The organism is Rhodococcus sp. SORGH_AS_0303 (genome assembly GCF_030819335.1).
Classification (GTDB): Bacteria; Actinomycetota; Actinomycetes; order Mycobacteriales; family Mycobacteriaceae; genus Rhodococcoides.
The window spans coordinates 1,148,282-1,174,109 of record NZ_JAUTBO010000001.1 but is presented as its reverse complement, the minus strand read 5'-3'; the positions used below and the strand labels follow the sequence as shown (position 1 = coordinate 1,174,109).

The following is a 25,828-nucleotide window of genomic DNA, read 5'->3' as shown; positions in this document are numbered from 1 at the left end:
ACGGTCACCGCTTTCGGGTCTGGTCGGAAGGAAGTTCCCGCATCCAGGACCGAGGTCCCACCACGGAACAGCGAAGTGCGGCCACGCGGGCCGACCGATCGAGGCGCTCGTCCATGCCCCTCTCGGTTCGCGTCGAGAAGTACGAATAGGCCCCGTGGAACACATCTCCGGCACCCAATGTATCAACCGCTGTGACGGCCGGGACGTCCACGGAACCGGACGAACCACCGGTCCACCACCGGATCGGTGCACCCCCATGCGTCGTGACGACGGTGGGAACGCCGGCCGCGACCAGCGCTGCGGCGGTGGCGTCCGAGTCCTCGGTACCGGGCATTCGGAAGTCGGCGGAGCACACCATGTCCGAGACCCGGGGAGCGAGTTCGGCCATGATCGGCTTCCATCGTCCGGCGTCGACCACCGCCCGGATGCCATGGGCAGCGGCACTCTCCGCCGCTGCTCGCGCTATCCGGGGATGATGGCCGTCGATCAGGACGACGTCGGCCTCGGCGATCACCGCGTCCAGGTCGGCCGGTGGTGCCACCTCGGACGCGACCGCGTCGAGCGACACCACCGATCGATCACCCGTGGATCCGACGACCGACACCGCCGAGACGGGTACGGGCCTTGCCGTGCCCGCCGCAGCATCGATCACCTCGACGCCGTACCGGTCGAGATCCGCACGCACGAGCCCGGCGACCGGATCGTCGCCGAGCGCCGTCACCAGGATCGCGCGACCGCCCAGCGCGGCGAAGGTGACGGCAGCATTCGCTGCCGGACCCCCCGCCGCGACGAACTGATCCGTCGACGTGATCTTCTCGTTGACCGCCGGTGGTGCCTGGATCCGGTGAATCACATCGAGTGTCGCCAGGCCCACGAAGACGCCGAGCGAGGTCGACGTCATTACAGCCCAGCGCGTTCCGACTCGGTGGGTTCGGCCGCACCGGTCATCAGAGCCACCACCTCGGACATCGTCCGTTGCTTCGGATCGACGACGCCGGCGCGCTGCCCCAACCGATGGATGTGGATGCGATCGGCCACCTCGAACACATGCGGCATGTCGTGTGAGATGAGCACCACGGGAATGCCGCGATCACGGATCGACCGGATCAGGTCGATCACCATGCCCGATTCCCGCACGCCCAGTGCAGCAGTGGGCTCGTCCATGATGATGACGCCGCGACCGAATGCCGCGGCGCGGGCGACGGCGACACCCTGACGCTGTCCACCGGACAACGTCTCCACCGCCTGGTTCACGGACTTGATGCCGATCTTCAGGTCGGCGAGGTGCTGCGACGCCTCCTCCCGCATCCTCGGCATGTCGAGGCGGCGGAAGAGGCTGCCCATCACGCCCTTCCGCTTGATCTCGCGACCGAGGTACAGGTTGGAGGCGATGTCGAGCGCCGGAATCACTGCGAGGTCCTGGTAGACGGTCTCGATCCCCGCAGCCCGCGCATCGCGCGTGTTGCGGAACGACTGGACCTCGCCGTTCATCAGGATCTCGCCCGAGTCCGGGACGACCGCCCCGGCCAATGCCTTGATGAGACTGGACTTTCCGGCACCGTTGTCACCGATGACCGCGAGCACCTCACCTGCCCGGAGCTCGAAGTCCGCTCCGTTGATGGCGGTGACGTTGCCGTATCTCTTGACCAGTCCGCGCGCTTCGAGAACAGGTGCGGTGCTCACTGTGACCTCCTGCGTGCGAACTGATCGACAGCCACCGCGACGATCACGAGAATGCCGGTCGCGATGTTCTGGTAGAGACTGTCGACACCGGCCTGGGTGAGTCCGTTGCGCAGCACACCCACGATCAGCGTGCCGACCAGAGTTCCGACGACGCCGCCACGGCCACCGAAGAGGCTCGTGCCGCCGATGACCACCGCGGTGATGGTCTCGAGGTTGGCGTTCTGATACGCATTCGGATCCGCGTTCGGGATCCGTCCCAGCGCTGCCCACGCTGCGATGGCTGCGATGACGCCCGTGACGATGTAGACGGAGAACAGCACTCGGCCGGACTTGATACCCGACAGATCCGATGCCTGCGGGTTACCGCCGACGGCGTAGATATGCTTGCCCCAGGACGTCTGCGACAACGCGTACCACATGACGATGTAGACCAGCAGCATCGCGACCACACCGTACGTCGTCGCGAAAGTCCCTATCTTGAAGGATGTTCCGAGGAACGTGAGCGGGCCTTCTTCGACGCGGTACGTCTCGGAACCCGCGAGCAGCCGGGTGGCTGCCTGGATTGCGGTGAACGTGCCGAGCGTGACGATGAACGGCGGCAACCGCAGCACAGTCACGAGGCCGCCGTTGATCGCTCCGAACGCGACGCACACCAGCAGCGTCGATCCGAGTGCGACGACCGGACCGTTGGCCCCCGCGCTCTGCGCCATGACAATGGTGCCGAACACGGCGACGGCGCCGATCGAGAGGTCGATGCCCGACGTGAGGATGATGAGAGTCTGTCCGACGGCGAGGATTCCGACGACGACGGACTGTTGCAGGATCAGCGACACGTTCTGCGGATTCAGGAACGAGTCCGAGAGCGCGCTGAAGACGATGATCGCGAGGATCAACGCCACCACCGGCCCGAGCAGCGGTTTCACGCAGAATGTTGCTCGCGGTGAACCGGCTCGATACCGACTGCGGCGCTGTCGCGGGTGCGGCAGTGCTCATGGAGTGACTCAGCCCCAGCAGTTCGCTTCGGCCCAAGTGGTGTCCTGGGACTCGAGGCCGTCGACGGGCTTGTCGGTGATGAGCTGCGAGCCGGTGTCGTTGAAGCCGCTCGGCTTGGTGCCGTCTTTGGCGAAGGCCACGACTGCCTGCACGCCCTGCTCGGCCATCTTGGCGGGGAACTGCATCACGGTCGCGCCGATCTTGCCGGACTTGACGTCGGCGACACCGGTGCAGCTGCCGTCGATCGATCCGATCGTGACCTGCGCTGCCTTGCCCGCGGACTGAATTGCCTGGTAGGCGCCTGCGGCCGCCGGCTCGTTGATGGTGTAAAGCGCGTTGGTCTGCGGGGCGCGCTGGATGAGGTTCTCCATCGCGGTCTGCGCCTTGGTCTGGTCGCCGTTGGTGTTCTCCTGGCCGACGATCTCCGGTGAACTGTCCGTCAGGCCCATGCCCTCGAGAAAGCCCTCGTGACGGAAGGAATCGACGGTGCCGCCCGCAGTGCCGTCGAGCATGACGACCTGCGGCGCCGTGGAGCCGAGCGCTGCCTTGACCCACTTGCCCTGGCTGACGCCGGCCGCCTTGTTGTCGGTCGCGAAGGTGGCGTCGACCGCGTCCTCGGGGTCGGTCGCGGTGTCGAGTGCGATGACCACGACGCCGGCGTCGCGTGCGTTCTGGATGGCGTCGAGCACGCCGGTCGAGCTGTTCGGGGTGATCAGGATGCCCTTGACGCCCTGTCCGACCATGTTCTCGATCGCGGAGACCTGGCCCTCGTTGTCGCCGTCGAAGGCTCCGGCCAGAGCGACGAGCTCGGCGCCGTCCTTGTCGGCCTGGGCCTGAGCCGCCTCGCGCAGCTTGACGAAGTACGGGTTGGAGTCGGTCTTCGTGATCAGACCGACCTTGACGCTGTCGGAGCTGGAGCCGCCGCACGCGGTGAGGCCGAGAGCCAGCGAACCGGCCATCAGGAAGGTGCCGAGAGCGAGCGTGCTTCTGCTGCGATTTTCGAACATGTGGACTCCCTTGTCCCCATTGCGACGCCGACCGCATCGCGTGATGGCGGGAGCTTATGGCTAAGGAAAGCGCTTGCGCATGCGTTTTCGCGAAAGTCGTCCCGACCAATTTCCGAGCCGGACAAACCCGGCTCAGCGCACCCTGGCGGGCTCCGGCAGCGCGATCCCTCGCTCCCCCATCACCTCGCGCAGACGGTCGGGGTAGTCGGTGATGATGCCGTCGACACCCATGTCCATCAGCGCCGCCATGGTCGCGGGATCGTCCACCGTCCACGGCACGACGCGGATCCCGGCGGCATGCGCGGACGCCACCATCTCGGGTGTCACGTAGAGCTCGAAGTCCGCATCCCCCACGACGCCCTTCTGCGGGCGGCCCTGGACGGGCGAGAGAGCGTGGGCGCCGAACGACTGCACCGCCGCCACCGGATCGCCGTCGAACTCGTCGATGTCGAGACCGCCCAACCACGGTGACGCTCCCGGTTCCCCTACTTCGAGGAAGTCGGGCTCCGTGAGCGCCACCAGACGGACCGACGGGTCGACCTCTTTCACAGCGCGCAGTGCACCCCAGTCGAAACTCTGAATGGTCGTGCGATCGAGCAGTCCCGCCGCCCCGACCGAGGCGAGCACCACGTCGGCGAACTGCTCACGGGACGCCGTTTCGGTGGGCGCCGCCGCCTCCACCTTGGTCTCGATGTTCAGCTGCACCGTGGAGTCGTACGAGTTCACCAGCGCGAGCACCTCGTCGAGGGTCGGGATTCCGGCATCCGTCGCCACCCGCTGTTCCGGGTAGCCGTCGAGCTGCGTGACACCACAATTCAGGGTCCGCACCTGCGCCAGCGTCAGGGTGTTGACGTACTTCCCGACGTAGGGAAAATCGGGATCGTCGTCGGTCGCGGGCCGGGTATCGCGGCACTTCGCGTCCGACACCTTTCGGTCGTGCGTGACGACGGCGATGCCGTCCTCGGTGATCTGCGTGTCCATCTCGAGTGTGGTGACGCCGAGTTCGAGGGCGTTGGTGAACGAGGCGAGCGTGCTCTCGGTGACCAGTCCGAGGCCGCCGCGGTGCGCTTGGAGGTCGAAGCCGTCGAGCGGCTGCGCAATCTCGGTCTCCTGCGTGGAGCAGGCCGCCAGAGCCATACACATCGAGACGGTCAGCAGCACTCGTCGCATCGCCATGACGCCCACGCTAGGCAGGAAAGGTGAACGCCCGATGGCTCAATGCGTGCGCCACCCCTGATCAATCGAACCCAGCACCGGCCGACATCAGGATCTGGACTATTCGTCGATGCCGTGATGGTGTGCAGTAATCCGCGCTGTCCACGGATTACTGCACACAATCCGCCGCTTATGCAGTCGACCTCAGTGTTGCAAGCCGCCGCTCGCCGAGTGGAGAGAGATCGGCGCGCACCACTTCTGTGGTCATCAGATGTTCCAGGCCGGGTGCGGACAGGTAGCCGCACTTCCCGTTGTGTCCGTGCGCGATCCGATTCATCGCGACCTCCACCGGCACGTCCCATCGTTCCCACCCCACGTCGTTCCACGCCAGCTCACCCAGTGTGATGAGTCCCCTCCGAAACAGGGACTCGATGACGGCGGCAGTGTCCTCCGGTGACACCGGTTCGGGAGTCAGCGACGAGACGATCGTGTGGAACCCCCAGAAGGGCATCCACTCGTCATCGATGTCGGCGAGCAGCTCCATCTCGAGTTCTGCGTTCATCGCGTGGATGACACCCGGCGCATACGCCCACCGTCACCGGGCGCGATGTCGATGACGAGTCCGTCTCGCTTGCTGGCTGTTCGGACCTGAACGGTGGTGCCGTCGGGGAGCACCTTCCTCTCCTGAATGTGCGGTTCCAGGAACTCGCTGCGGTCCACTGGTGCGCCTCCGGTCGTGTTCACCATGACTTTCCCTCTCGTGTGGTGTGCCCAGGTCGGACGTGCGCGTGGGCCATGGCGTTCCCCGGGCTGTCTCCGATGCGTGTGATCGTGGACTTCCACCCACGCTCAGTGGGGGTAGGAGTCCACGACTAGCCACGGCGCGAGAATGTCGACGCCTGAGCCGACTGATCAGCACTGGCGGCGTGAATGCGGTGCGGAAATGGTCGTTCAGCGACGATTTCTGCACTGGACTTCACAACAGGCCGCGGCGCGTCTCGAACGGGCCGATCGTGTTGTCCCACGTCATGCCCTGCGCCTCGAGCTCCGCGAGGCGTCGCTCACCCTTCTCGGTGATGTTCGCGCGGAGGACTTCGCAGCCCATCAGGTCGAGATCTTGCGCGGCGGCCAGGTAACCGCTGTTCGCGCCATAACCCTCGGCAATCCTCCTCATGGACTCGTCGGTGTCGACCTTCCGCTCTTCCCAACCAATGTCGTTGTCTGCGAGGGCACCGAATGTCATCAGCCCCGAGTCGGCGAACCACCGGATGACATCAGCCACTTCGTCGAGCGGGGTGTGCCATCCTCGAAACGCGCGCACCTTGGCGACGAAGCTCCACAACGACGTCCAGTCGTCGTCCAAATCGCACAGGAGCCTGAACTCCAGAGCGACGTCAACGCTCCCGGCAGATGCACCTCGAGACACGTTGCGGTCTCCCCCGCTCCCGATCATCGCGCGCGCGGGCTTTCGTAGCGGCACCGAGCGGTCGAGTACGTCATTCCTCCGGCCTCCAACTCAGCGAGCCGACGCTCGCCAAGTTTTGTGATGTTCGCCCGAACCACCTCGGTGTCCATCAACGCTCCGATGTTGGGTGCAGTCAGGTAACCGACACCACGGCCGTAGCCTTCGGCGATGCGTCGCATGTATTCGTCGATGCTGGTATCCCATGCCTCCCATCCGACCTCGTTGTCGGCCAGCGCGCCCAGCGTCACGAGACCCGATTCGGCGAACCAGCGAATGACGTCAGCGACCTTCTCCGGTGGAGTGTCCGTCCCCCAAAATCCTGTCACCATTGCCATGGAGCCCCAGAAGGGCATCCAATCGTCGTCGAGTTCGCTGAGCAGCCGAAACTCCAGGACCTCTTCGACATTCATCGCCCATGCACCTTGATCACTCGAGTAACTCCCGGTTTCTTGATGTAGATCACTGACCTACCAGAGATGCTGTGTGGCATACAGCGCGGCGCGATCCCGGTCCTCCAGGTCCGGCAGAACAGGCCGGAGGGGAACGTGACGTCACCTGCCGACGCGCTGAAAGGTGCGCGGAGCCGCGGAATGCGCGGGTGAGCGCACCGTTGCGACGAATGCGGTGCAGAAACCCTCGCCCAGCGACGATTCCTGCACCGGATCTCACACCAGTCCGCTGGGACCTTCGAACGTGAACCCGCGCGCTTCGAGTTCGGCGAGGCGCCGCTCGCCCTTCTCGGTGATGCACGCCCGGACGACCTCGGAAATCGTCAGTGCCGTTCGATCCGGCGCCGTCAGGTAGCCGACCTCACCTGCATGCCCCTCTGCGATGCGGCGCATGGCCTCATCCAGATCGACGTCCCATTCCTCCCACCCGACCTCGTTGGCCGCTAGGGCGCCGAGTGTCATCAACCCCGACTCGACGAGCGACCTGATGACGACTGCCGTCTGCTCCGACGTCGTCGACGGCCCGATGGACTGGATCGTGTAATACATGAATTCCCAGAACGTGATCCAGTCGTCGTCCAACTGGACCAAGAGGTTGAATTCGAGTTGTTCGTCGTTCATCGCACATGCACCTTGATCACCCTTCTGCTTCCGCGCGCCACCACGTCGATTGTCAACCCACCCGACTTGCTGTCGTCGCGCAACTGAATACTGGTCCCGTCGGGTAATTCGTACCGTTCGAGGATCTTGGGGTTCACTCCCGCGTCCATCGCGCGTCCCTCATCGACAAGTCGCCGGTAGAGCGCACGCACGTCGTCGTCGGTGCCGACCTGGCGATTGGGACTGTTTCGACCAGGTTCAGTCGCCTCGTTCAACACATCGTCCACACCCGCCGCATCGACAGGCCCCGAGTCCTGGAAGAAGCTGTCCGGCAGCGCGTCGTGGATCGCATCCCACGCGTCGATGCCGAACCGGTCGACCAGTGCGAAGGCCATCGCGCCGACGGACAGCACTCCGGCCGCGATCATCGCGTGCACGGCCGCCTCCACCGCCCAGGCCAGGCCGATCGCGAGGGGAACGAAGCGCCGTGGTTCGCCGTCGAGAAGTGCAGCGGACGCGTCGTCGATGGACCGTGCGGCCGACTCGTCCGCATCGATCAGCGCCTGCACATGCGCCGCGATGATCGCCGCGTGGGAGACATCGTTGCTGACCACCGACCAGTCCGGTGCAACGAGGCAACCGTCCGCCTCGGCCACGACGACAGCGTCGAGGAGTGCCTCGCGAGCAACGGCGATGGCAGATGCACCGTCGCGAACTGCGCGCTCCAGCACCCGAAGCTGAACTGTCCGACGTTGCGCTGCAGCAAGATCCCGACCAAGACGATCTACCGCAGCATCGCCGGCCGCACCCTGCCACGCCTCGCGCAGATCGACGCGGCTCCTGTCGATTGCCGCCGCCCGAGAGTCGAGAACCGAGGCGCCGTCACCGATCCACGTCGCGTCGATCCGGACGGCGTCGGGATCCCACGACGCCACCACCTCACGACGCGGCGCGAGCTCAGCGACCTCCATGCCCGACCCCCTCGAGCCGAGCGGCGTTCGCCGAGTCCGCGTCGGCGTACCCGACGGCAGCGACATCCAGCGATCGCGCTGTCGCAGAGAAGCCCGCGACGAGATGGTTGAGTGCCGAGACGGCTCGCTCTTCCGCTCGAGCAAGTGCGGCCGCGGTCGACGCTCCGGGGAGCGCGACCACACCTCGCGGCGCCACACCGATCTGCTCCACCTCACCGAGCACAGCTCGGCTCGCGGCCCGCACGGCCCCCACATCAGCGACGACGAACATCGTTCCCACCCCCTCGCGGGGTAGGACGCGTCAGTCGCGCAGCCCGTTCCACTGTCAGCGTTTGCGCTGTTCACGCTGCATCAGGCGTAGTGTTCGCCGTATCGGAGCCATCTGGTTCCCTTGATCAAGGGGCTGACACCATGGCTGACAAGTCTCCGCGCAACTCGATGACACAGAAATCGGGCAAGTCGCTGAAGGAAAAGCGACTCGACAAGAAGACGAAGGCCGCGGGGAACATCGCTGCCGACGACGCCTCCGCCGCGGTGAACAAGAAGAAGCGCTGACTTCTCGATCGTGGACGTTCACCCCTTCCCAGCGGGGGTGAACGTCCACGATCGTCTGGTGGCAGCCCGTGCGGGGTACACCGAGAGATGAGCGAAGAAGCGCGCCGTAACGACGGCGACAATGACGGTCCCGTCGAAGAGGAGCTCGAAGAGAGCTTCGACTCGGTGGTCACCGAGGGTGCCGAGCGTCTGCACCGCACCGTCCGCGCCGTGATTGTCACCGGACTGTTCGGCGGACTCGAGGTGGCGCTGGGCGTGATGGCCTATCTCGCGGTGCTGGACGAGACGGGCAGCCATCTTCTCGCCGGGCTCGCGTTCGGGATCGGCCTCGTCGCAATCTATCTCGCGCACAGCGAGCTCTTCACCGAGGACTTTCTCATGCCCATCGCCGCGGTGGTCTCGAAGGACGGCACCCCGGCACAACTCGCGAAGCTCTGGATCGGCACTCTTCTGGCCAACCTGGTCGGCGGGTGGGCGGTGATGTGGCTGGTCGCGCAGGCGTTCCCGCAATGGCTGATGGTGCTGTCCGAAGCGGCACACCACTTCGTCGACGCGCCCTTGAACACGCAGTCGATCTGTCTGGCGATCCTCGGCGGCAGCACCATGACGCTACTGACCAGGATGCAGCAGGGAACCACGTCGGACGTCGCCCGCATCATCGCTGCCATGGCGGCCGGCTTCCTGTTGGCGGGGCTGCAGCTGTTCCACTCGATCCTCGACTCGCTGTTGATCTTCGGCGCGATCCACGCCGGCGCGGACGTGGACTACCTGCAGTGGATCGAGTGGTTCGGATACACGGTGGCGTTCAACATCGTGGGCGGCGTCTTCCTGGTGACGGCCCTGCGCCTCGTGCGGACGAAAGAGCTGGTGAAGTCCGAACGGAAGGACGAGGCGGCCTGAGACAGCAGAACACCCTCCCCAGTCGACTGGGGAGGGTGTTCTGGTCGTGCGGGGTGCGGAGGGTCAGCCGCCGACGCCCACGCGCACGTCGGGAGCCCCGAGCCGTGCGGCATCGGCGGTCTCGTCGTCCGGCTGCGCCTGCGATTCACGCTCTGCCGCAACGCGCTTACGGTAGTGCTCGATCTCGTCGGACACGTGCTGCTCGTCCCACCCGAGGATGGGTGCGACCAGTCCGGCGACCTCGGCTGCGGCAGCCTCGCCGCGGTCGGCCAACTCGATCGACACGCGGATGCGCCGCGTCAGGATGTCGTCGAGGTGCTGCGCCCCCTCGTGGCTCGCGGCGTAGACGGCCTCGGCCTTGAGGTAGTCGGGTGCGTTCTCCAGCGGCTTGCCGAGCTCCGGGTTCTGATCGATCAGGTCGAGGACCTCACCGACCAGGGTGCCGTAGCGACCGAGCAGGTGCTCCATGCGTCCGACGCGCATCCCTGCGCGGTCGGCTGCGAGCTGGCGCGCGTTCCAGGCGCCGTAGTACCCGTCGGCACCCACGAGCGGAATCTTCTCCGTGACGCACTCCGGAACCTTGCGCTCCATGTTGTGCACCGCGGAGTCGACCGCGTCCTTCGCCATGACCCGGTACGTCGTGTACTTGCCGCCGGCGATGACGGTGAGGCCACGTACGGGGCTGGAGACGGCATGCTCGCGGGACAGCGTGCTGGTGGAGTCGGATTCGCCGTACAGCAACGGACGCAGACCGGCGTAGACACCGACGACGTCCTTGTGGTCCAGCGGATCCTGGAGCAGCTTGTTGACGTGCCCGAGGATGTAGTCGATGTCGCTCTTGCTGGCCGCGGGATGAGCCAGGTCGAGCTTCCAGTCGGTGTCGGTGGTGCCGATGATCCAGTGGCTCCCCCAGGGGATCACGAACAGCAGCGACTTCTCGGTGCGGGTGATGATGCCCGTCGAGCTGTTGATGCGGTTGCGCGGCACCACCAGGTGCACGCCCTTGGACGCGCGAACCTGGAACTGCCCGCGGCCGCCGACCATCTCCTGGATCTCGTCGGTCCACACACCGGCAGCGTTGATGACCTGCTTGGCGTGGATCTCGAACGACTCCCCCGACTCGAGGTCCGTCGCGACGACGCCGATCACGCGGTCGTCCTCACGCAGGAAGCCGGTGACGCGAGTGCTGTTGGCGCACAACGCTCCGTAGGCCGCGGCGGTGCGGGCGATCATCATGGTGTGGCGGGCGTCGTCGACCTGGCCCTCGTAGAAGCGCACGGCACCGCGGATGGCGGAGCGCTTGCCCGACGGGAAGGATTCCAGCGTCTTCTTCTTGCCCAGGTGCTTGTGGTGCGAGGGCACACCGCGGCCGGCACCCATCACGTCGTAGACGCCGATACCGAGGCCGACGTACGGCCGGTCGATCAGCTTCTCGAGGGGGTAGATGAACGGCACGGGGCGGGCGAGGTGCGGGCACAGGTCGTTGAGGACCAGCGACCGCTCCTTGAGCGCCTCGAAGACCAGCGCGAAGTTGAACTGCTCAAGGTAGCGCAGGCCACCGTGGAACAGCTTGCTGGACCTGCTGGACGTCCCGGCGGCGTAGTCACGCGCCTCGACCAGACCGACCTTGAGGCCACGGGTGACCGCGTCCAGTGCCGCTCCGGTACCGACGACACCGCCGCCGATGACCAGAACGTCCATCTCCTCCGTGGCGAGACGACGGAGTGCTTCCTTGCGTGCTTCGGGGCTGAGAGCTGTTGTGGTGGAATTCATTCGGCATCGACCCAATCGAGTGTTCGTGTGACGGCTTTCTTCCAACCGGCGTAGAGCTTGTCTCGCTCCGCGTCATCCATGGACGGTGTCCATGTCTTGTCCTCGGCCCAGTTCTCGCGGATCTCGTCCTCGCTCGCCCAGAAACCGACGGCCAGGCCCGCTGCGTACGCCGCGCCCAGCGCGGTGGTCTCGGCGACCACCGGCCGGACGACATCCACGTTCAGAATGTCGGACTGGAACTGCATCAGCAGCTCGTTCACCACCATACCGCCGTCGACCTTGAGCACCTCGAGGTCGACGCCCGAATCGGCGTTCATGGCCTCGATGACCTCGCGCGTCTGGTAGGCGGTGGCCTCGAGAACGGCCCGCGCCAGGTGGCCCTTGTTGACGAAACGGGTGAGTCCGACGATGGCGCCGCGGGCGTCGGAGCGCCAGTGCGGGGCGAACAGACCGGAGAACGCGGGCACGAAGTAGGCGCCGCCGTTGTCGTCGACGGAGCGGGCGTCGGTCTCGATATCTGCTGCGGTGGAGATCATTCCGAGGTTGTCGCGCAGCCACTGCACGAGCGATCCGGTGACGGCGATGGAACCCTCGAGGGCGTACACCGTCGGCTGGTCGCCGATCTTGTAGCAGACCGTGGTGAGCAGTCCGTTCTTGCTCATCACCTTGTCGGTGCCTGTGTTCAACAGCACGAAGTTGCCTGTGCCATAGGTGTTCTTCGCCTCACCGGGCGACAGGCACGCCTGACCGAACGTGGCGGCCTGCTGATCGCCCAGGATGCCGGCGATGGGGACACCGCTGAGCGAACCGCGCTCGCGGACGTTGCCGTACACCTCGGAGGAGCTGCGGATCTCGGGGAGCATGGACATCGGGATGCCCATGTCCGCACAGATGCTCTCGTCCCAGGACAGGGTGTCGAGATCCATCAGCAGCGTGCGCGAGGCATTGGTGGGATCGGTGTAGTGCAGACCGCCGTCGACACCGCCAGTCATGTTCCACAGGACCCAGGTGTCCATGTTGCCGAAGCACAGCTCGCCGGCGTCGGCCTTCTCCTGCGCGCCCTCGACGTTGTCGAGGATCCACTTGACCTTGGGGCCCGAGAAGTAGGTCGCGAGCGGCAGGCCGGTCTTCGCGGTGTACTTGGTGGCGTCGCCGCCGCCGAGCTTGGTGACGATGCGGTCGGTGCGGGTGTCCTGCCAGACGATGGCGTTGTAGACGGGCTTGCCGGTGGCGCGCTCCCACACCAGCGCGGTCTCACGCTGGTTGGTGATGCCCACGGCCGCGATGTCCTTGGGCGTGAGGTCGGCAGCGGCGAGGGCTCCGGCCGAGACACTGCGCACGTTGTTCCAGATCTCGACGGCGTCGTGCTCGACCCAGCCGGCCTGCGGGAAGATCTGCTGGTGCTCACGCTGATCGGCGGCAACGACGGTGCCCTTGTGATCGAAGATCATGCACCGCGTCGAGGTGGTGCCCTGATCGATCGCTGCGACGTAACGGGTTTCGGTCATGAGAGGTTCCCCTGGGTAGTGGAGTGGACGATCATGCGGACTTCTCGGGCAGACGGCTGGGCTCTTGCTCGTCGTCGCCGTCGGGATCGGCCGGCAGGAACCGACCCACCAGGTTGTCGTACAGCAGGACGCCGATGGGGCCGCCGATGATGGGCCCGAGGATCGGCACCCAGAAGTAGAGGCTGCCGTACTGATCTCGCCATGCCCCACCGTATCCCGTGATGAACGACGCCAGGCGGGGTCCGAAGTCACGAGCCGGGTTGATCGCGTAGCCGGCGTTGGTGCCCCATGCGAAGCCGATGGCCACGACGATGAGTCCGACGATCAACGGGGCCATGTTGGACAGCGGCGGGCTGTTGCGCGAGTCGGACACGGCGACGATGAGGAAGAGCAGGATCGCGGTACCGATGATCTGGTCGATCAGCGCGGAGCCGAGGCTGACGGGCAGCGTGCCGTTGCCGGGCAGCGTCGAGAAGATCGTCTGCGTCGCGGTGGTGTGCTCGGGATCGATCGCGTTCAGCATGTCGTTGTAGTTCCACCGCACCAGCAGCGCGGCGACGAAGGCACCGAGAGTCTGCGCGAGCGCGTACGGCGCGACCTTCGACCACGCGAAGCCCCGGAACAACGCGAACGACAGCGTAACAGCCGGATTGAGGTGCGCACCGGTGGCGCGGCCGGCGACGTAGATGCCGAACATGACACCCAGGCCCCAGGCCCAGGCGATCGAGTCGTGGTCCCCGAGGCTCCCGGACTCACCGCCGGAGACCACCTGCGCCACGACGCCGGCACCGAACAGAATCAGAATCATCGTTCCCGCGAACTCGGCTGCCATCTCTGCGGGCAGCCCCCACTTCGCGCGTTTGTCCGTCACGCCATCTCCCTCGTGTTTGTGATCCAGGCCATAAAGAGCAACTGGAAGCCATGCTAGGTGACATGCACGTTGTCGCAAACCGCGTGCACATATGTGCAACTCGGACCGGATCGCGATACCGCGGCGGTCCAGATGTGGTTTAGCGTGGGCTCATGTCGGAGCTGCAGATCTACGGGGAACACCTGCTCCCCGACGCGACGGATCCGCGCACGATCGACGCTGTGCAGGCGGCGCGGCTCTACTACTTCCAGGACTTGACGATGGCCGCGATCGGCCGCGAGATGGGCGTCTCCCGCAGCACGGTGTCGCGGCTGATCACCTTCGCCCGCACGTCGGGACTCGTGGAGATCAAGATCAGCACCGCTCTCGGCCAGGCACCCGGGCTCGAGCGCGCCTTCGCCGATCGGTACGGCGTCCGTGCCCACGTCGTGCCTGTTCCGGAGACCGTCAGCGACGTCGATCGCCTGGACCGGGTCGCCATGTTCGCGGGCCGCCTGCTGACGACGTTCTTCGCCTCCGACATGGTCATGGGCGTCGCGTGGGGCACGACGGTGAGCGCGGTCAGTCGACACCTCGCCCCGAAGCGCACCCACAACTCGCACGTGGTTCAACTCAACGGCGCAGCCAACACGCGCACCACCGGAGTGTCCTACGCGACGGACATCGTCCGCACTGTCGCCGACGCGTACGGCGCTCTCCCCCAGGGCTTTCCGGTTCCCGCGTTCTTCGACTACCCGGAGACTCGGCAGATGCTGTGGCGCGAACGCAGCATCAAACGCGTGCTCGACCTGCAGGACCGGATGGACCTCGCCGTGTTCAGCATCGGCGTGCACGGCGGCGCTGTACCGAGCCACGTCTACAGCGCGGGATACCTGGAGAAGTCGGATCTCGAGGAACTCGACCGGGACGGCGTCGTCGGCGACATCGCCACCGTCTTCCTCCGCTCCGACGGCAGCTACGACCGCATCGCGCTGAACGAACGTGCAAGCGGCCCACGCCTGGACCGACTCAAAGCCGTGCCGCGACGCGTGTGCATCGTCGCCGGCGAGTACAAGCTCACCGCGCTGCGAGCGGCCCTCGCGGGAAAGATCGTCACCGATCTCGTGATCGACGACCTCAGCGCGGCGACCCTGCTGCAGGCATAAGTCAGCCCTTCTTCTTCGTTCCCGGCAGGATGCCCGCGGAGATGACGGCCTTGACGTAGGGGCGCGCGGAGGAGATGAGCTCCTCCGCGTCGTCGACACCGCGCCACGCGGCGGCGGCCATCGCATCGGTGCGGCCCTCGATGTGGCGGTCGAGTGCGACACCGTCGTCCGTCAGAGTCTCGACGCCGTCGGCTGTCGTGACGAGACCGCGCGCGGCGAGACGCTCGGCCGCCGAGTCCCACTGCTCGTCCGACCACTCGCGCGTCAGCTGGGTGATGCGACGCCCGAGCACCCGACGAGCACCGGGCTCGGGGTGCTGGGCCTCGTGGAAGACACCGGCCTCCGTCGGATCGAGGTCTGCGTCGAGGAGAGCCGCGAGGTGGCCGTCGCCGCGCCATTCCCGCAGAACCGCGATGGCGTGCCACAACTGCAGGTGCGGGACGTCGGGCGCCGACGACTGATGCCACGCTGCGGACAGTGGGCGGCCGGCGAAGGTGAGCGTGTCGCCGATGCCGTGCAGGCGGTCGGCCAGCGACGTGAGGCCCGGGTCGGACACCGACTCACCCAGCGCACCTCCGAGGACGGTGTCCAGCGCGTCCCATCGGCGCCGAGCCACGGTGTCGAGGCCGGCGGCGATCGCCGCGGGCCAGGAGCGCTCGATCAGCGTGGTGTTGAAGCTGTAGAACGCGGCGGCGACCACCCCGGCGGCACAGGGCGCCATCGGCTCGGCGCGCGAGCCCACGTACCAGGCGTGTCCGTCGAGACCCGTGTCCCGGCCCGCCGCTCCGAGTTCGGGATTGAAGTACGCCGAGATGTGGAAGGGCTCGAACGTGCGGTACGCGGCGCGGGCATGGGCGGCTGCCGTGGAGTCGGTCATGGGACGAACCTACTGGGCGCGGTGTACCGCGGGACCCCCGAATCGACGACAGCGCTGGACACCCCCTGGTGGGAGTGCCCAGCGCTGAGTCGAGCGCAGCGTCAGGACGCCGAGGCCTCCAGTGTCGTCTGCTCACCGGTGTTCTCGGACTGCGCGATGCTGATCTTGCGCGGCGCGGCGCGCTCGGACAGCGGGATGTGTACGGAGAGAACACCGTTGTCGTACGACGCGGTGATGCGCTCGGTGTCGATGCCGTCCCCCAGCGCGAGCTGGCGACGATAGGTGCCGGTGAAGCGCTCTGACGTGAGCCACTGCCGGGAGTCGTCGCTCGGCGCCGAACGGTGGGCCGTCACCGTGAGGGTTCCACGGTCGACGTCGAGGTCGATCGAGCCCGGATCCACACCGGGGAGGTCCGCGTCGAGGACGTAATGGTCGTCGACCTTGTACAGGTCCATCGGCATGAACCGCGGCGAACGGTCGGTGCCCGACCCGGCTCCCAGCAAGCTCGAGGTTATGGCGTCGAGGTCACGGAAAGGATCGAAGCGAAGCACAGCAACACACCTCCTGTATCTCGTGGACACCGAGCCCGTCATGCTCGGCTCCTCTGTGCGTGACACCGAATTTAGCACTCCCCACCCGAGAGTGCCAAGTACCCTCCAGAAACTTTTCTGGCCGAAGTTGCTCTCGCAGTGCAGGACTGGTCGACGGTAGGTGCGGCCCGCTCACGGCGACTACGCTGAGGGAAGTGCGCGAAACGGACACCGCCGTTTCCGGAAGAAAGGCCTCCCACCCATGGCGATCGACTACACCAAAAGGCCGTCCACCCCCGCCCCGGCAGCGGGCGGTGTCAATCTGAGCAAGGTGACGCTGTCGAAGGCCGCGCCGACGGTGAATCTGGCCAAGAAAGGCGAGAGCCAGGGCGCGATGCGCGTCAACCTCAACTGGTCGCAGGGCGCGGTCGCACCCGAGCCGAGGAAGAAGGGCTTCCTCGCGAAGCTCGCCGCCGCGTCGTACGGCACCGGCGGCGTCGACCTCGACCTCGGCTGCCTGTACGAGCTGGCCGACGGGTCGAAGGGCGTCATCCAGGCGCTGGGCAAGAGCTTCGGTGCCCTCGAGAGCGCACCGTTCATCCAGCTCGACGGCGACGACCGCTCCGGGTCCGTCACGGGCGGCGAGAACATGCACATCAACCTCGCGCGGCCCGACGCCTTCACGCGGATCCTCATCTTCGCGATGATCTACGACGGCGCCCCGAACTGGGCCGCGGTCGACGGCGTCGTCACGCTGTTCCCCACCAGCGGCCCGCAGGTGGAGGTGCGTCTGGACTCCGACAACAACTCCGCCCGCATCTGCTCCATCGCGCTGATCCAGAACACCGGCCAGGGCATCACGGTCACGCGCGAGGTCGAGTACATCCAGGGCAGCCAGGCGGACCTGGACAAGAAGTACGGCTGGGGCATGCGCTGGGCAGCCGGGCGCAAGTAGCCGGTCACGCGGTCAGGCACCGCACGAAGTTCTTCACGCTCGCCGTCTCGTGTCGGCCCTCGACCCGCACGAGCGAGATGGTCCGCTCGACGGTCGGTGACAACGGGGCGTGACGCAGCCCCGCGAACTCCATCATGGGCAGGACCAACTGCGGAACGGCGGTGACACCGAGACCCGCCGCGACCAGACCGGCGACCGCACCGACGTTCTGCGCGTGCATCACCGGCCCCGTGCGGACGTCGGCGTCGCCGAGCGCACGGGCGACGGGTCCGGCGATGCTGCTCTGGGACCCGAACGCGATGAACGGCTCGCCGGCCAGTTCCGCCCAGTCGATGTGCTCCCGGCCGTCGAAGGGGTGGCCGGCTGCGAACGCACAGTGAAACGAGTCAGCGGTGAGAGTTCGGTGGACCAGTCCAGGTTCGGTCGTCGGCGCCGAGACGAGTGCCATGTCCACGGTGCCGGTCAGCAGGGCGGTCAGCGCTTCCTGACGCAGCCCGTCACGGATCTCGAGTAGAACATCCGGGTGGTCGCGGCGGAACTGCACCACATAGGGCGGAAGGAAGGTGGCGGCGAGCGAGGGCAGGCAGGCGACCGACACGGTGCCGCGATCCCCAGTGACGAAACGGCCGATCTGCGCGAGCCCCTCGTCGAAGTCCTGCACCATCTTCCGGGCGTATTGCGTCACGGCGACACCGTCGGGTGTCACGACGACCCTGCGCGTCGTGCGCTCGAACAGCGTGACGTCCAGTCGGCGCTCCGCCTCTGCGACCGATCTGCTGAGCGAAGACTGCACCATGCCCAGTGCCGACGCTGCGGCCGTGAAGCTCTCGTGGTCGGCAATCGCGACGATGCAACGAAGGTGCGTCATCCCCAGGTTGAGGTTCACCCGCCAAGTCTATGCATGGGCGCCATCAATGCATCGGCAATTGATATTGGACTTGCAATTGTGATGTGAGCAACATGTGACGAAGTCCTTGGAGGAGGTCACATGGTTGCCGCGCTCGGCTTCGCCACGATCATCACGTTTCTGGCCTTGACATTCACCCGCCGGGTGTCGGTGTTGGTCGCACTCGTGCTGGTACCCATCGGTTTCGCGCTGATCGGCGGCTTCGGCGCCGACCTGGGCGACATGATCGCGGAGGGGCTGATCAAGGTCGCGCCGGTCGCGATAATGATCGCCTTCGCGGTGCTGTATTTCAGCCTGATGGTCGACCAGGGGCTTTTTGATCCCGCGATCCGCCGCGTCGTGCGGTGGGCCGGAGGCAGCCCCACCAAGATCGCTGTCGGCACCGCGGTGCTCACCCTCATGGTCGCTCTCGACGGCGACGGCACCTCGACCTTTCTCATCATGGTGTCCGCGATGCTGCCGATCTATCAGCGCATCGGCATGCGGCCGCTCGCACTCACCGGCATCATCGCCCTGTCCGCCGGCATCATGAACATCATCCCGTGGGGCGGCCCGACGGTGCGCGCCATGGCGGCCCTCGACGCGACGAGCGCCGACATCTTCACGCCCGTCATCCCGGCCATGGCCGCGGGCATCGTGTGGGTGCTGTTCTCCGCGTTCATGATCGGCCGCATGGAGAGCAAGCGGATCGGCGCCCTGACGGAGACCGCCACGCCCGTGAAAGCCGGCCCCGGTACGCCCCATGTCGACGACTTGCCGGTCCGCGCCACAGTGCATCCCGCCGTCATGGCATTCAACGTCGTGCTGACACTGGTGCTGCTGGTCATCCTCCTGTTCCAGTTGGCCCCGCTGCAGGTGGCGTTCGCCATCGCCTTCGCCCTGGCGGTCCTGGTCAACAAGCCGAGGTGGTCGGCGCAGCAGGAAGTGTTCGCCAAGCACGGCGGCAACGTCACGATGGTGGTCGTCATGATCCTCGCTGCGGGCGTGCTCACCGGAGTCCTCAACGGCACCGGCATGATCACCGCGATGGCGGAAACCTTCGTGTCCTTGATCCCCGACTCCTTCGGTTCCTCCATCCCCGTCATCACCGCGATCACATCGATGCCGCTGAGCCTGGTCTTCACGCCCGACGCCTACTACTTCGGTGTGCTCCCGGTTCTCGCCGAGACCACGGCCTCGTTCGGCGGCGACCCGATGGAGACCGGCCGCGCCGCCATCCTCGGCCAGATGACCACCGGCTTCCCGCTCAGTCCGCTGACCGCCGCGACGTTCGTGCTGATCGGCATGACGAAGGTGGAACTGGGCAAGCACCAGCGCTTCATCTTCGGGTGGGCGTTCGGCACCACCATCGTCATGACCGTGGTGGCCCTCCTGACAGGAGCGATCTCGCTGTGAAAAAGACGATTCGCCTCGGCGCCGGTTCCGGCTTCTCCGGCGACCGCATCGACCCGGCCGTGACCCTCGCCGATCGCGCTGACCTCGACTACCTCGTCTTCGAGTGCCTCGGGGAACGCACCGTCGCCGCGGGCAACGCGAGACGGCTCGCCGATCCCGACACCGGGTACGACCCCCTCCTGCTCGCCCGCATCAGAGCGGTGTTGCCGCACGTGCTTCGCCGCGGAACCACAGTGGTGACCAACGGTGGCGCAGCACATCCCCTCGCAGCGGCGCGGCGCATCGCGGACCTCGTCGGCGGTCGGGCTCGAGTCGCCGCCGTGACCGGCGACGACGTCCTCGACGCCGTCCGCACACTCGATCCCCTCGTGTGGGAGACCGGCAAGGCCCTCTCCGCTCATCCCGAGAAGTTGGTGTCCGCCAACGCCTACATCGGAGCGGACGCGGTGCTTCCGGCACTGAGCGCCGGTGCCGACATCGTCGTGACGGGCCGACTCGCCGACCCGTCGCTGTACGTCGCGCCGCTCGTCCACGAGTTCGGCTGGGACCTCGACGACGCCCGCACCATCGGTGCCGCGACCGCGGTGGGGCACTTGCTCGAGTGCGCCGGTCAACTGACGGGCGGTTACTACGCCGACCCCGTCACCAAACCGGTTCCCGGCATGGCCGACCTCGGCTTCCCGTATGCGGACGTGTCCGCCGACGCGGACGCCGTCTTCGGCAAGGTGGACGGCACGGGCGGGACCCTCACCACGCGCACGGCCATCGAGCAGCTGCTCTACGAGGTCGGCGACCCCACCACGTACCTCACACCCGACGTCACGGCCGACTTCGGGGCGGTGACCTTCGAGCAGGTCGGCCCCCGACAGGGTGTCCCTCACCGGCGCCACCGGTCGCACCCGACCGGACGAGCTCAAGGTGACGCTCGGCTTCCTCGACGGGTGGATCGGCGAGGGCCAGATCAGCTACGCGGGACCTCGCGCGTACGAGCGCGCCCGACTCGCCGCGGACATCGTCACGCAGCGCCTCGCCGACGTCCACGGACTCGACCCCGACGGTGTGACCGTCGAATTGATCGGTGCCGGAGCGGCTTTCCGTGGCCTCGCCACCGACACCGCACCGACCGAGGTGCGGCTCCGCGTCACCGGGCGGGCGGGGTCACGGGAGGATGCCGACGTGGTCGGGTGGGAGGTGGAGAGTCTGTACACCAACGGTCCTGCCGGTGGAGGCGGTGCACGACGATCTCATGCGGAGGTCCTGTGCATCCGATCGACATCGCTTCCACGGCACCTCGTACACACCGAGGTTCACCTGATGGAGGGCACACGATGATCGTCGACGACCTGGCCGACGTCCGCACCGGGGACAAAGGCGACACCCTCATCCTCTCGGTCTTCGCACGGGACCGGGCGGCCTTCGAGACGCTCGAACGTGAGCTCACCCTCGATGTGGTGGTCGCGCACTACGGCGATCGCACCACCCGTGCGCCGCGGCGCACGGCACTGGACAGCGTCTCGGCACTCGTGTTCGAGCTGCCAGGCCAGCTGGGCGGTGGGGTCACAGGATCGGCGGAGCTGGACGGGCACGGCAAGGCGCTGAGTTACCACCTGTTGGGCCTGAAGATCTGATCGCGCGGTCAGGGCGCCGGCAGCACCTGTGTGAAGAGAACCGCCCCGGTACCGTCGCACAGGTTCACCGTCAGCGACCGCGAGTCCTCGTCGATCAGCACCTCACCGAAGTGCTGGAAGGTATCGAGTGGTGAGGCGTTCGGCTCCGGCGGTGCGTGCACGAACACAGCCTCCGGGCCGAAGGTGGGATCGAGGTCGTTCGGCCCGAACGCACCCGCGTTGAGGGGCCCGCTGACGAATTCCCAGAATTCACGGAACTCCTGGTAGGCGGCGCGCTCGGGTGAATACCGATGCGCCGCCGTGTAATGCACGTCGGCGGTGAGCCACACGGTGCCGGTGACGTCGTTCCGGTCGATCGCGGTGAGTACCTGCGCGATGTCGGTCTCCCGGCCGAGCGGGGCACCGGGGTCACCGTTGCCGACGCCCTCCTGCGCCGTCTTCCCGTCCGGCACCACCAGTCCCAGCGGGAGGTCGTTGGCGATGATCTTCCACGTGGCCTTCGAGCGCGACAGCTCGTCGATCAGCCACCGCCGCTGTGCATCTCCGAGAATCTCCCCGGTCGGGGCGGTGTTGGCACTGTTCGCATCCTTGTAGCTCCGCATGTCCAGGACGAAGACGTCGAGCAGCGGACCGTAGGCGATCTTCCGGTACACCCGCCCGTCGACGGCCTCGGCGGGAACGACCGGGAGCCACTCGTGAAATGCCTGCAAGGCCCGCTGCGACAACAGGTTCACATCTTTCACGGTGTACTGCTCGAGGTCGAGAATCTCACCGGGATACCAGTTGTTGACGGTCTCGTGATCGTCCCACTGCACCACCTGCGCGACCGAGGAATTGAAGCGCCGGTAGTTGTCGTCGGTGAGGTTGTACGCGTACTGCCCGCGATACTCGTCGAGAGTCTCCGCGACCTTGGACTTGGCCTCGGACATCGTGTTCCGCCACACCCGGCCGTCGGGCAACGTGACACTCTCCTCGAGCGGACCGTCGGCATAGATGACGTCGCCGCTGTGCAGGAACAGGTCCGGTTCCCGATCGGCCATCGCTCCGAAGATGGTCATGCCGCCGATGTCGGGGTTGATCCCGTAACCCTGGCCCGCCGTGTCGCCGCCCCACAGGAGGCGAATGTTCGACGGCCCGTCGGGAGCCGTGGAGAACACCCCGGTGACGGGCTCCGACGTGGCGCCGTCCTCGCCTTCCAGCGTCACGCGGTAGTGCACTCGCTGTCCCGCCGGCAGACCCGTGAGGCGCAGCACGCCGGTACCGTCGGACTGCGGTGTGAGGAGAGGTCCCCGCGTCGTCGTGACGGAGGAGAACGCGTCGGTGGCCGACGTGTCGACGATCATCGTCGCGGGCGTGTCCGACCGTGCCCAGACGAGCGCACCATCGGCACGGACGTCGCCGCTCGCGACGCCGTGGGTCAGCGACGGGCGCGCCCGCACCAGGGTGGGCCCGGTGCTGCAGGCGAGCAACGGCGTGGCCGCGGCACCGAGCGCGGCGTAGCGGAACAGGGAGCGTCGCGACATCTGCATGCTCCGCACCGTGCCGCACGGACTTGAACGGGGCGTGACTCTCAGGAGGACAGCCGGGTGCCCGATCGGTCGAACTCGGCCCGGTGCGTTCCGTCCGCTCCTGTGACCAGGATGGACGCCGCCGAGTCCCGGTCCTGCGGAAGAAGACGCACCGTCACCGCGCTGGTGGAGTCGCTCTCGAGGGCGGTGATCACCGAGGTCACGATGTCGCGATCGACCACGCCGGTCGCGTCCGCGCCGCGGTCGTCGAGCAGGACCACGTCGACTCCCCGACTCCGCGCTGCCCGCGCCGCACTGCTCACCTCGGAATCGGCCAGTCCGGCAGCACGCAGGGTGTCCCGCAGATGGAACTCGAGGAGACGGCAGCTCAGTCGCTCGTCGTCGGACAGCGGCTCACCCGAGGCGATCCTGGTGAGGAGAGGGCGGGCCAGCTCGTCGAGCCGGGTCAGCTGCAGGTCCCGCTCGTGCAGTGCCGCGGCGGCCGCGGCTTCCTCCGCTGCCTGTCTCGTGGACTCCTCCCGTAGCCGGAAGATGTCCGTGACGGGCGAGCGCAGCGCGAACGCGAAGAACGTGCCCATCAACACCAGCGCGCCGCTGGGCAGCACGTACAGCACGGCGTCGACCGCGCTCTGCGCGGTCAGCAGGCACCAGACGAGCGTGACGACGAAGATGCCGAGGAACCCGGCCCACGCCCACCACGTGCGCCCACGGACACAGAGGAAGGTGTAGATCCCGGCCGCCGTCCCGATCGGCCACATCTGCAGAGGGCTCCCGATCGGCACAGGAAGCGCGGCGAGGACGATCGCACACGACAGCGGGCCGGTGAGCGTGACAGCTGCCGTCGCGCCGAAGGGGATCGGATCGCCCGGGACGCGGAGGAGTGCCGCGACGGACACGGCATGCAGGACGACCGCCACCGCGACGAGCGCCGGCTCGGTGACGCCCTCGAGTGTCGAGGCGGCGGCCAGAACGACACCGGCGACGTTGAAGGCGACCACCACGAAGGCTGCACGCGTGTGCATGCCCAGCAGAGTCGTGACATCGTTCGTTCTGCTCACTGTGCCTCCCACCGCAGTTCGACGACGGTGCCCCGACCCACCGCGGTGCGGAGCGCGGCGGAGCCGCCCGGAAGCCGGTGCATGCGGTCGAGAATGCTGACCCGGACGCCCAGGCGATGTGCCGGTATCGACGAAAGATCGAAGCCGGGGCCGTCGTCCGTCACCGTCACCCGGAGTCCGAGTGGGGAGAGCGCAGCCACGACCGACCGGTGGGCATCGGGGCCCGCGTGCCGCAGGCTGTTCCGCATCGCCTCGGCCATGGCGGCGCCCACGGTGCGGACGGTCTCGGCCGGCACCGTCCGTTCCGCCGCATCGGCCTCGAACCGGAAGCTCAGTGTCGCCGATGCGTCCACTGCCGCGGCCGCGGCACGAAGGTGCGCGACCACGTCCTGCACCTCGAAGTCCGAGACCGGCAGCGCGTCCCGTCGCAACGTGTCGAGCTCCGCCAACGCGACGCTCGCCTGGTCGACGAGACGCTGATCCATCGGACCGCGCGACGCGGCGAGGAGCGTGGACATGACGTTGTCGTGGATCAACCCGTCGAACCGTCGACGTTCGACCGTCCGCGCCTGCACCGCGGCAGAACTGGCGGCCTGCGCGTAGGTGGACTCGCGGGTGCGATCGAGAAGGAAGCCCGTGCGCGACGCCGTGATCGACGCGGCGACGAAGATGAGGCTGAAGCCGAAGCTGTAGACGATGTCTGCCACCAACGGACTCCGGTCACCGGCGTCACGCAGATAGTGGTTGACCAGTTGGACACCCGTGACGGCCACCGCGAGATGGAGGAACGCCCAGCGCGGCCTCATCGACACCGCAGCCCCCAGAGAGGCCAGGGCAGGGAAGAGGGAGAACCAGGCAGCCTTCCCGTCCGGCAGGGTCTCGCCCGTCCATCCGAGCGGCCACGTGAGCAACCCGAGCAGGAAGACCACGGCGCAGGCCGCCGCCAGTGGCCGGAGCGCACGCTGACCCCGCCGGCCGAACGACGCGGCGCCCAACGCCAGTCCGGGTCCGAAGAACAGGACGAGCCCGACCGGAGTCCACCAGGACGCCGACACCCCCTCCAGATCGCGGATGAGCGGAATCGACACGAGCAGGTAGAAGACGTAGCCCACGCCGATGAAGCGGCCGAACATCGTGAGGATCTGATCGGCCGCGCTGCGCTCCGCCGTCGTCACGACTTCCTGCGTCGACGAGGAAACGGCAACCACCCGTCCTCCAGTGCCCGTTTGTAGAGGTCGGTCTTGGTCGGGGCGGGCCTGCCGGCGTCGGCGTACTTGAGCCGGATGCGGCCGAGATAGTCGTTCACCGTCTCGGGTGAGATACCCATGGTCGACGCGACCCGCGTGGCGGTCTCCCCGGCCGCATAGAGCGTGAGGAGCCGTCGATGCTGCGGGCTCAGATCCACCGCGGCGAGGTCGGGATCCCCGTCGATGGCCGCCGCCCAGTCGATGGTGGGCACCATCTCGCCCCGGGCTGCACTCCGCACGGCGTCCACCACCGCGTCGATCGGCTGGGACTTGCGCACCACACCGAGCACACCGGCGCGGGCGGCGGAGCGCACCAGGAACGGATCCTCGCCCGAGGTGAGAACCAGCACGTCGAGACCGCGGGCGCGGATGGCCTCGACGTTGGCCACCGGCGACGACCCGTCGCGCAGTCGCAGGTCCAGGATGACCAGATCGAGGTCCGTGGTGACGTCGAACAGTTCGGAGACCGTGGGGGCGCTCGCGACGAACTCGAGATCGGGATGATCGGCGAAGGAATCCCGCAGACCACGGACGATCAGTTCGTGATCGTCGACCATTCCGATTCGCGCACGTTCGACCCCCACCGGACCCCCTCAGCCACAAAGTCGTCAGAGCATAACCATCTGA

28 protein-coding genes and 1 pseudogene are annotated in these 25,828 nt (G+C 67.0%); 7 read left to right on the top strand and 22 right to left on the bottom strand.

Annotated features, from left to right (window positions below; translation table 11 throughout):
• Positions 1–4 precede the first annotated feature (4 nt).
• From QE449_RS05470 to QE449_RS05415, 12 genes are all read right to left on the bottom strand, one after another.
• Complete coding sequence (locus QE449_RS05470; RefSeq protein ID WP_307108380.1) at positions 5–901, bottom strand: PfkB family carbohydrate kinase; 897 nt, start codon at positions 899–901, stop codon at positions 5–7.
• The gene (locus tag QE449_RS05465; RefSeq protein WP_307108379.1) at positions 901–1,683 is read right to left on the bottom strand and encodes an ATP-binding cassette domain-containing protein; all 783 of its coding nucleotides are present in this window, start codon (positions 1,681–1,683) and stop codon (positions 901–903) included. The genes QE449_RS05470 and QE449_RS05465 overlap by 1 nt, the downstream gene beginning before the upstream one ends.
• On the bottom strand, positions 1,680–2,606 hold the full coding sequence (locus tag QE449_RS05460) for an ABC transporter permease (protein ID WP_307108378.1): 927 nt from the start codon (positions 2,604–2,606) through the stop codon (positions 1,680–1,682). The genes QE449_RS05465 and QE449_RS05460 overlap by 4 nt, the downstream gene beginning before the upstream one ends.
• Positions 2,607–2,684: 78 nt before the next feature.
• Positions 2,685–3,683 carry a substrate-binding domain-containing protein gene (locus QE449_RS05455; protein WP_027504793.1) on the bottom strand — a complete coding sequence of 333 codons (999 nt, stop codon included), beginning with the start codon at positions 3,681–3,683 and terminating at the stop codon, positions 2,685–2,687.
• 132 nt (positions 3,684–3,815) lie between these two features.
• The gene (locus tag QE449_RS05450; RefSeq protein WP_307108377.1) at positions 3,816–4,859 is read right to left on the bottom strand and encodes a glycerophosphodiester phosphodiesterase family protein; all 1,044 of its coding nucleotides are present in this window, start codon (positions 4,857–4,859) and stop codon (positions 3,816–3,818) included.
• A 169-nt stretch (positions 4,860–5,028) separates the two neighbouring features.
• Positions 5,029–5,400: a hypothetical protein gene (locus QE449_RS05445; protein WP_307108376.1), complete on the bottom strand. Its 372-nt coding sequence runs from the start codon at positions 5,398–5,400 to the stop codon at positions 5,029–5,031.
• Entirely contained in the window at positions 5,397–5,585 is a 189-nt protein-coding gene (locus QE449_RS05440; RefSeq protein WP_307108375.1) for a hypothetical protein, read from the bottom strand. Before QE449_RS05440 ends, QE449_RS05445 begins: the two co-directional genes overlap by 4 nt.
• Before the next feature lie 229 nt (positions 5,586–5,814).
• Positions 5,815–6,201, bottom strand: coding sequence for a hypothetical protein (locus QE449_RS05435; protein ID WP_307108374.1), 387 nt, complete (start codon positions 6,199–6,201; stop codon positions 5,815–5,817).
• Positions 6,202–6,287: 86 nt separating this feature from the next.
• Positions 6,288–6,713, bottom strand: a complete 426-nt coding sequence (locus tag QE449_RS05430) for a hypothetical protein (protein ID WP_307108373.1) — start codon at positions 6,711–6,713, stop codon at positions 6,288–6,290.
• A gap of 255 nt (positions 6,714–6,968) precedes the next feature.
• On the bottom strand, positions 6,969–7,373 hold the full coding sequence (locus QE449_RS05425) for a hypothetical protein (protein WP_307108372.1): 405 nt from the start codon (positions 7,371–7,373) through the stop codon (positions 6,969–6,971).
• On the bottom strand, positions 7,370–8,323 hold the full coding sequence (locus QE449_RS05420) for a hypothetical protein (RefSeq protein ID WP_307108371.1): 954 nt from the start codon (positions 8,321–8,323) through the stop codon (positions 7,370–7,372). The genes QE449_RS05425 and QE449_RS05420 overlap by 4 nt, the downstream gene beginning before the upstream one ends.
• Positions 8,310–8,594: a hypothetical protein gene (locus tag QE449_RS05415; RefSeq protein WP_307108370.1), complete on the bottom strand. Its 285-nt coding sequence runs from the start codon at positions 8,592–8,594 to the stop codon at positions 8,310–8,312. Before QE449_RS05415 ends, QE449_RS05420 begins: the two co-directional genes overlap by 14 nt.
• A 140-nt stretch (positions 8,595–8,734) precedes the next feature.
• On the opposite strand from QE449_RS05415, the gene QE449_RS05410 reads away from it, so the two are divergent.
• On the top strand, positions 8,735–8,878 hold the full coding sequence (locus tag QE449_RS05410) for a hypothetical protein (RefSeq protein WP_197027742.1): 144 nt from the start codon (positions 8,735–8,737) through the stop codon (positions 8,876–8,878).
• Between the two features lie 87 nt (positions 8,879–8,965).
• A complete protein-coding gene (locus QE449_RS05405; protein WP_307108369.1) occupies positions 8,966–9,778 on the top strand; it encodes a formate/nitrite transporter family protein in 813 nt (270 codons plus the stop codon).
• Positions 9,779–9,841: 63 nt separating this feature from the next.
• Here the strand turns inward: QE449_RS05405 and QE449_RS05400 are convergent, their stop codons facing one another.
• The 3 genes from QE449_RS05400 to QE449_RS05390 are packed head-to-tail and all read right to left on the bottom strand — an operon-like array spanning position 9,842 to position 13,891.
• Positions 9,842–11,551 carry a glycerol-3-phosphate dehydrogenase/oxidase gene (locus tag QE449_RS05400; protein WP_027504787.1) on the bottom strand — a complete coding sequence of 570 codons (1,710 nt, stop codon included), beginning with the start codon at positions 11,549–11,551 and terminating at the stop codon, positions 9,842–9,844.
• Positions 11,548–13,059 (bottom strand): glycerol kinase GlpK, encoded by a 1,512-nt coding sequence (gene glpK / locus QE449_RS05395; protein ID WP_056442937.1) that lies wholly within the window; start codon positions 13,057–13,059, stop codon positions 11,548–11,550. Before glpK ends, QE449_RS05400 begins: the two co-directional genes overlap by 4 nt.
• 31 nt (positions 13,060–13,090) lie before the next feature.
• Positions 13,091–13,891: an MIP/aquaporin family protein gene (locus QE449_RS05390; RefSeq protein ID WP_051613174.1), complete on the bottom strand. Its 801-nt coding sequence runs from the start codon at positions 13,889–13,891 to the stop codon at positions 13,091–13,093.
• Between the two features lie 191 nt (positions 13,892–14,082).
• Here QE449_RS05390 and QE449_RS05385 point away from each other — a divergent pair, with 191 nt between their 5' ends.
• A complete protein-coding gene (locus QE449_RS05385; RefSeq protein ID WP_051613126.1) occupies positions 14,083–15,075 on the top strand; it encodes a sugar-binding transcriptional regulator in 993 nt (330 codons plus the stop codon).
• Between the two features lies 1 nt (position 15,076).
• Here QE449_RS05385 and QE449_RS05380 read toward each other — a convergent pair whose 3' ends face one another.
• Both QE449_RS05380 and QE449_RS05375 read right to left on the bottom strand, forming a co-directional pair.
• Positions 15,077–15,952: a hypothetical protein gene (locus tag QE449_RS05380; protein WP_307108368.1), complete on the bottom strand. Its 876-nt coding sequence runs from the start codon at positions 15,950–15,952 to the stop codon at positions 15,077–15,079.
• Positions 15,953–16,053: 101 nt separating this feature from the next.
• Positions 16,054–16,503, bottom strand: a complete 450-nt coding sequence (locus tag QE449_RS05375) for an Hsp20/alpha crystallin family protein (protein WP_307108367.1) — start codon at positions 16,501–16,503, stop codon at positions 16,054–16,056.
• A gap of 241 nt (positions 16,504–16,744) precedes the next feature.
• Between QE449_RS05375 and QE449_RS05370 the strand changes: the two genes are divergently transcribed.
• Positions 16,745–17,437 carry a tellurium resistance protein gene (locus QE449_RS05370; RefSeq protein ID WP_307108366.1) on the top strand — a complete coding sequence of 231 codons (693 nt, stop codon included), beginning with the start codon at positions 16,745–16,747 and terminating at the stop codon, positions 17,435–17,437.
• 4 nt (positions 17,438–17,441) lie between these two features.
• Here the strand turns inward: QE449_RS05370 and QE449_RS05365 are convergent, their stop codons facing one another.
• Positions 17,442–18,323, bottom strand: coding sequence for a LysR family transcriptional regulator (locus QE449_RS05365; protein WP_235578888.1), 882 nt, complete (start codon positions 18,321–18,323; stop codon positions 17,442–17,444).
• A 102-nt stretch (positions 18,324–18,425) separates the two neighbouring features.
• Between QE449_RS05365 and QE449_RS05360 the strand changes: the two genes are divergently transcribed.
• From QE449_RS05360 to QE449_RS05350, 3 genes and pseudogenes are all read left to right on the top strand, one after another.
• On the top strand, positions 18,426–19,739 hold the full coding sequence (locus tag QE449_RS05360) for a CitMHS family transporter (protein ID WP_307108365.1): 1,314 nt from the start codon (positions 18,426–18,428) through the stop codon (positions 19,737–19,739).
• Between the two features lie 8 nt (positions 19,740–19,747).
• Positions 19,748–21,071, top strand: a pseudogene (locus tag QE449_RS05355) (acyclic terpene utilization AtuA family protein).
• Positions 21,068–21,367: a hypothetical protein gene (locus tag QE449_RS05350; RefSeq protein WP_056442954.1), complete on the top strand. Its 300-nt coding sequence runs from the start codon at positions 21,068–21,070 to the stop codon at positions 21,365–21,367. Before QE449_RS05355 ends, QE449_RS05350 begins: the two are co-directional and overlap by 4 nt.
• An 8-nt stretch (positions 21,368–21,375) precedes the next feature.
• Here the strand turns inward: QE449_RS05350 and QE449_RS05345 are convergent, their stop codons facing one another.
• The 4 genes from QE449_RS05345 to QE449_RS05330 are packed head-to-tail and all read right to left on the bottom strand — an operon-like array spanning position 21,376 to position 25,758.
• A complete protein-coding gene (locus tag QE449_RS05345; protein ID WP_307108364.1) occupies positions 21,376–22,896 on the bottom strand; it encodes an alkaline phosphatase in 1,521 nt (506 codons plus the stop codon).
• A 41-nt stretch (positions 22,897–22,937) separates the two neighbouring features.
• The gene (locus QE449_RS05340) at positions 22,938–23,954 is read right to left on the bottom strand and encodes a hypothetical protein (protein WP_307108363.1); all 1,017 of its coding nucleotides are present in this window, start codon (positions 23,952–23,954) and stop codon (positions 22,938–22,940) included.
• Entirely contained in the window at positions 23,951–25,129 is a 1,179-nt protein-coding gene (locus QE449_RS05335) for an ATP-binding protein (RefSeq protein ID WP_222630612.1), read from the bottom strand. Before QE449_RS05335 ends, QE449_RS05340 begins: the two co-directional genes overlap by 4 nt.
• Entirely contained in the window at positions 25,126–25,758 is a 633-nt protein-coding gene (locus QE449_RS05330) for a response regulator transcription factor (RefSeq protein ID WP_051613124.1), read from the bottom strand. Before QE449_RS05330 ends, QE449_RS05335 begins: the two co-directional genes overlap by 4 nt.
• Positions 25,759–25,828 lie beyond the last annotated feature (70 nt).

Bases quoted from the DNA above. Each gene is read 5' to 3' on its own strand.
- QE449_RS05470 (WP_307108380.1), bottom strand. From the start codon at position 901: ATGACGTCGACCTCGCTCGGCGTCTTCGTGGGCCTGGCGACACTCGAT.
- QE449_RS05360 (WP_307108365.1), top strand. From the start codon at position 18,426: ATGGTTGCCGCGCTCGGCTTCGCCACGATCATCACGTTTCTGGCCTTG.
- QE449_RS05390 (WP_051613174.1), bottom strand. From the start codon at position 13,891: ATGGCAGCCGAGTTCGCGGGAACGATGATTCTGATTCTGTTCGGTGCC.
- QE449_RS05420 (WP_307108371.1), bottom strand. From the start codon at position 8,323: ATGGAGGTCGCTGAGCTCGCGCCGCGTCGTGAGGTGGTGGCGTCGTGG.
- QE449_RS05410 (WP_197027742.1), top strand. From the start codon at position 8,735: ATGGCTGACAAGTCTCCGCGCAACTCGATGACACAGAAATCGGGCAAG.
- QE449_RS05405 (WP_307108369.1), top strand. From the start codon at position 8,966: ATGAGCGAAGAAGCGCGCCGTAACGACGGCGACAATGACGGTCCCGTC.
- QE449_RS05445 (WP_307108376.1), bottom strand. From the start codon at position 5,400: ATGAACGCAGAACTCGAGATGGAGCTGCTCGCCGACATCGATGACGAG.
- QE449_RS05330 (WP_051613124.1), bottom strand. From the start codon at position 25,758: ATGGTCGACGATCACGAACTGATCGTCCGTGGTCTGCGGGATTCCTTC.
- QE449_RS05385 (WP_051613126.1), top strand. From the start codon at position 14,083: ATGTCGGAGCTGCAGATCTACGGGGAACACCTGCTCCCCGACGCGACG.
- QE449_RS05345 (WP_307108364.1), bottom strand. From the start codon at position 22,896: ATGCAGATGTCGCGACGCTCCCTGTTCCGCTACGCCGCGCTCGGTGCC.
- QE449_RS05455 (WP_027504793.1), bottom strand. From the start codon at position 3,683: ATGTTCGAAAATCGCAGCAGAAGCACGCTCGCTCTCGGCACCTTCCTG.
- QE449_RS05415 (WP_307108370.1), bottom strand. From the start codon at position 8,594: ATGTTCGTCGTCGCTGATGTGGGGGCCGTGCGGGCCGCGAGCCGAGCT.
- QE449_RS05400 (WP_027504787.1), bottom strand. From the start codon at position 11,551: ATGAATTCCACCACAACAGCTCTCAGCCCCGAAGCACGCAAGGAAGCA.
- QE449_RS05430 (WP_307108373.1), bottom strand. From the start codon at position 6,713: ATGAATGTCGAAGAGGTCCTGGAGTTTCGGCTGCTCAGCGAACTCGAC.
- QE449_RS05380 (WP_307108368.1), bottom strand. From the start codon at position 15,952: ATGACCGACTCCACGGCAGCCGCCCATGCCCGCGCCGCGTACCGCACG.
- QE449_RS05370 (WP_307108366.1), top strand. From the start codon at position 16,745: ATGGCGATCGACTACACCAAAAGGCCGTCCACCCCCGCCCCGGCAGCG.
- QE449_RS05350 (WP_056442954.1), top strand. From the start codon at position 21,068: ATGATCGTCGACGACCTGGCCGACGTCCGCACCGGGGACAAAGGCGAC.
- QE449_RS05450 (WP_307108377.1), bottom strand. From the start codon at position 4,859: ATGGCGATGCGACGAGTGCTGCTGACCGTCTCGATGTGTATGGCTCTG.
- glpK (WP_056442937.1), bottom strand. From the start codon at position 13,059: ATGACCGAAACCCGTTACGTCGCAGCGATCGATCAGGGCACCACCTCG.
- QE449_RS05440 (WP_307108375.1), bottom strand. From the start codon at position 5,585: ATGGTGAACACGACCGGAGGCGCACCAGTGGACCGCAGCGAGTTCCTG.
- QE449_RS05425 (WP_307108372.1), bottom strand. From the start codon at position 7,373: ATGAACGACGAACAACTCGAATTCAACCTCTTGGTCCAGTTGGACGAC.